Origin of the sequence: Noviherbaspirillum sp. (assembly GCF_036846085.1) — a bacterium.
Classification (GTDB): domain Bacteria; phylum Pseudomonadota; class Gammaproteobacteria; order Burkholderiales; family Burkholderiaceae_D; genus Noviherbaspirillum.
The window spans coordinates 1-3,894 of record NZ_DAIUCO010000363.1 but is presented as its reverse complement, the minus strand read 5'-3'; the positions used below and the strand labels follow the sequence as shown (position 1 = coordinate 3,894).

General features: G+C 64.2%; 4 protein-coding genes and 1 pseudogene. All 5 read right to left on the bottom strand.

Going from position 1 to position 3,894, the window contains the following annotated elements:
- Positions 1–51: 51 nt before the first annotated feature.
- Positions 52–1,257: an ABC transporter substrate-binding protein gene (locus V7080_RS24650; protein ID WP_334191015.1), complete on the bottom strand. Its 1,206-nt coding sequence runs from the start codon at positions 1,255–1,257 to the stop codon at positions 52–54.
- Between the two features lie 57 nt (positions 1,258–1,314).
- Positions 1,315–1,899 carry an amino acid synthesis family protein gene (locus V7080_RS24645; protein WP_334191016.1) on the bottom strand — a complete coding sequence of 195 codons (585 nt, stop codon included), beginning with the start codon at positions 1,897–1,899 and terminating at the stop codon, positions 1,315–1,317.
- 38 nt (positions 1,900–1,937) lie between these two features.
- Complete coding sequence (locus V7080_RS24640; protein WP_334191014.1) at positions 1,938–2,558, bottom strand: amino acid synthesis family protein; 621 nt, start codon at positions 2,556–2,558, stop codon at positions 1,938–1,940.
- 45 nt (positions 2,559–2,603) lie between these two features.
- Positions 2,604–3,548, bottom strand: coding sequence for a UPF0280 family protein (locus V7080_RS24635; RefSeq protein WP_334191013.1), 945 nt, complete (start codon positions 3,546–3,548; stop codon positions 2,604–2,606).
- Positions 3,549–3,562: 14 nt separating this feature from the next.
- Positions 3,563–3,894 (bottom strand): annotated as a pseudogene (locus V7080_RS24630) (6-hydroxynicotinate reductase); the annotation flags it as partial.

Here is a 3,894-nt window from a genome sequence, read left to right as displayed (position 1 = left end):
GGAGGGGACCTTACAGGATTGAATTCAAACCGGCTGCCATTCAACAGCCTTTTACTCCGTCGGCCGCAACTTCGCCACTTCCGCATCCGACGGCAAATACTTCGCCCCATCCAGATAACGGTAGTCGACCATCACGCCCTTGCCATTGTCGTTCTTCGTCCGTCCGACATAGCCGCCCATGGTGGACTGGTGATCCGACGCACGATAGGTGATCGGCCCGAACGGCGACATGACTTTCAATCCCTTGAACGCCGCGATCATCTTCTCGGTGTCGGTGGACTGCGCCTTCTTCATGCCTTCCGCCAGCGAAACGATCGCGCTGTAGCCGACCACCGAACCGAGGCGCGGATAGTCCTTGAACTTCGCTTCATAGGCAGTGCGGAACGCGTTGTGCTCCGGCGTCTGGATGCCGTACCACGGATAACCGGTGACGATCCAGCCGTTCGGGCTTTCATCCTTGAGCGGATCGAGGTATTCCGGTTCGCCGGTCAGCAGGCTCACCACTTCGCGATCCTTGAACAGGCCGCGCGTATTGCCGTCGCGCACAAACTTCGACAGGTCGGCGCCGAACAGTACGTTGAAGATCGCATCCGGCTTGGCATCGGCCAGCGCCTGCACCACGCTGCCGGAATCCACCTTGCCCAGTGGCGTCGCCTGCTCCGCCACGAATTCCACATCCGGCTGTGCCGCCTTCAGCAGCTGCTTGAAGGTTGCCACTGCGGACTGGCCGTATTCATAGTTCGGGTACACCAGCGCCCAGCGCTTCTTTTTCAGCTTGGCGGCTTCCGGCACCAGCATGGCGACCTGCATGTAGGTCGATGGACGCAGGCGGAAGGTATAGCGGTTGCCGTTCTGCCAGACGATCTTGTCGGTCAGCGGTTCGGCGGCGAGGAAGAAGACCTTGCGCTGCTTGGCGTAGTCGGTCAGCGCAAGGCCGACATGCGACAGGAAAGTGCCGGTCAGCACGTCCACCTTTTCGCGCGACACCAGTTCCTCGGCGGCCCGCACCGCATCGCCGGGATTGCCGTTGTCGTCGCGGATGACAAGTTCCAGCTTCTTGCCGTTGACGCCGCCGGCGGCATTGATCTGCTCGACCGCCAGTTCCAGGCCCTTGCGGTACGGCTCCAGGAAGGCGGGCTGCGCCTTGTAGCTGTTGACTTCGCCGATCTTGATGACGCCTTGGGCATAGGCGGTCGCAGCACTGGTGGCAGCCCAGAGAACAGCGGCGGTTGCGAGCCAGCTGGTGGTCTTCTTCATGTAGGTCTCCTTCTTGGTGGACTAATCGATGCGTCGTTTATTGTGCAACAGTATTTGTCAGCGCAAACCATCCTCGCCTTTGATTTCATGGGACTGCAGCCCTCCCACGCGGGGCATTGGCCGGCCGCTGTCGGTGACGACAACGGCGACGACTATCTCGCTGGCACGCGGCGCATCGGCCACCCGCGCTTCCATGGCGTCGAAGTGACTGCGCACGAAGGCCGCATCCTTGTGCCCCAGCGGCACGTCGATGGCAGTGCCGATGCCGCCGATCTTCTTGCTGGAGGGCACCAGCGCCGCGCCCTTGCTGACCGCCTGCCGCAACGGCGCACCCAGTTTCGGGTGGAGGATCGCGGCGGCATGTTCCAGTTCGCCGCCCTCGCCCACGATCGCCGCCTTGCCATAGCTTTGCGCCTGCTCCGGCGCGATGCCGAGCGCCTCGACCGCGCGCGTGCCGAGCAGGCCGCCCAGCTCTTCACCGATGGCGATGAGTTCATCGAGCGACTCGGCATAGCGGCCGGCATAGGGATTGTCGATCACCGCCATGGCCAGGGCCTTGCGGGTGGGCGGATCGACGGGCCTGCCCATCTCCGACCTGATTTCGTCAACCTGCACGATGAGCTTGCGGATCTTGACTGCCATGGCCTGGTCCTTCCAGTAAGTGAATGTTGACGATCGGTTCAGCGCAAGCCGTCCCATTGTGAAATGGCGTTCGCCGCCAGGCCGCCGACGCGGGCATGGATGCGCGGGCCGGTGCTCATCGCGAGGAACACCACCATTTCATCGGCGCGCGGCGCGCCGGGAACCCGCGCCTCGATCGCATCGAAATGGCTGCGCACGTAGGAGGCATTGATGTGGGTCAGCGGAACATCGAGGGTTGCTCCCGGCCCGGCCACTTTCTTGGTCGACGGCACGATGGCCAGTGCGTTGCCGGGCTGGCCATCGCTGTTCGCGGAGGCTTCCTCCGTCCAGCCGAGCAGTTCCCGCATTGCATACCCGCCCGGCACATGCCACAGCGCGCCGTGTTCCAGTTCGCCGGCGGAACCGATGATGGCGCCCTTGCCGTAGCCTTCGATGCGTTCGGCCGGTACGCGCATGTGCGACAGGAGTTCGCGCGCGAACCGCAGTCCCACTTCGTTGAGCTGTTCCATCATTGGCAGGATATCGGGCTCGAAGCGCCCCGCATACGGATTGGTGAGCACCACGCCAATATACCCGCGGCGCATCGGCGCCGCAGGCGCCGGCCCGAATTCATGGTGGATGTCCTCCACGTGGCTGAAGACACGGCGTATATCGATCATGAGGCGCTCCGGGTGGGTATGGTCATAGTGATTATCAAAGAGTTTCTAACACAATGCAGCGGTTGCGCAATCGGCGAACCGGGACTGCGCGGCTGAATGGCCCGGACTTCGCAGCGCCGGCACGGTCATGCCCTTATGCAAGCCGGTCCGGAGCCTTGCGCCTCGCCCCTGGCAGGCGAGCACCGCATCGAAGATCAATCCCTGTTCTTGCAAGCGGCGTGCCTGCGCCAGGCCGGCGTGCAGGGCGGCGTCGATGAGGGGGGGTTCGAGGCGGGGCACATCGACGGTCACCGGAATATCGCCGAGATCGGCATTGTCCTTGAGTTGATTGGCCGGCACGCGCCGGATGCGCGCATCGTCAACGTTGACGGCATTGGCGATCACGGTGGCGGCGGCATCGGCCTGTGCGGCGGATGCGGCCAGCACCGTCACGCTGTCGGCGATGCCCAGCGAGAAACTCCGCCCGCCCCAGCCGCTGGTTGCCACGCCGCGTACCGGCATGGACGACGTGATTGTGATCGTGCCATCGGCCTGCAGCGCTCCGCGCAGTGCATCCTGCGTGGCGGCAACAATATCGGTGCAGACACCGACCCGGTATGAGGCATCCGCACCCAGGTGGAGCGCGATATCGCCGCCGTTGTTCACTGCCGCGCGGTCGATGCCGGGGCGGTCGTAGCACGCGATGATCTCTTGCGCCACCGCGCCCGCCACAGCCGCCATCGGCGTGATGAACGAGGCGCGGAACGGATGGCATGCGGCCCACATGCGCCGTGCGACCACGCCGCCGAGCGGGCAGGTCTCTCCGACCGGACGTTGCAGCAGCGCGAGCTCGCTCACGAGTTCGGGCAGCACGGCCTGAAAGCGTTGCCATGCGTCCTGATGCGCGGCCCTGACCGCGTCCCGCTGTCCATCAACCTGGATGATGAGGTCGATCGGACCATGCGAAAAATGCAGGCGTCCGTCCGGAAGTGAAGTGAATTGGGGCGCCATGGTCATCGCTCCGGTCAGCCCAGCATCGGACCGACAGCCGCCGGCCATTCATTGACGGACGGCTGCTGAAGCCATTTGCGTCCGGTGGGCGCGCCTTCGTTGTGCCAGGCGCCGGTATCGAGTACCGAGGCAAGCGTGCGGACATATTCCATGTGGCCGCCCAGTGCCTGGTAATCGGCGAGCTTCATGGTGAATTCGATCGGGGCGACGATGGCGGGCGTGGGTACGGTGCCGAAGCTGTTGTCCGGCATCCGCATGACGTCCGTCATGATGGTGATGCCACCGCCCGGCCACACATAGGCCGGCGCGCCGCCACAGGTGACGTTGACCAGCGCCTGCTTGATGG

Coding starts and splice junctions, on each gene's coding strand:
- V7080_RS24645 (WP_334191016.1), bottom strand. CDS start 1,899: ATGGCAGTCAAGATCCGCAAGCTCATCGTGCAGGTTGACGAAATCAGG.
- V7080_RS24635 (WP_334191013.1), bottom strand. CDS start 3,548: ATGGCGCCCCAATTCACTTCACTTCCGGACGGACGCCTGCATTTTTCG.
- V7080_RS24650 (WP_334191015.1), bottom strand. CDS start 1,257: ATGAAGAAGACCACCAGCTGGCTCGCAACCGCCGCTGTTCTCTGGGCT.
- V7080_RS24640 (WP_334191014.1), bottom strand. CDS start 2,558: ATGATCGATATACGCCGTGTCTTCAGCCACGTGGAGGACATCCACCAT.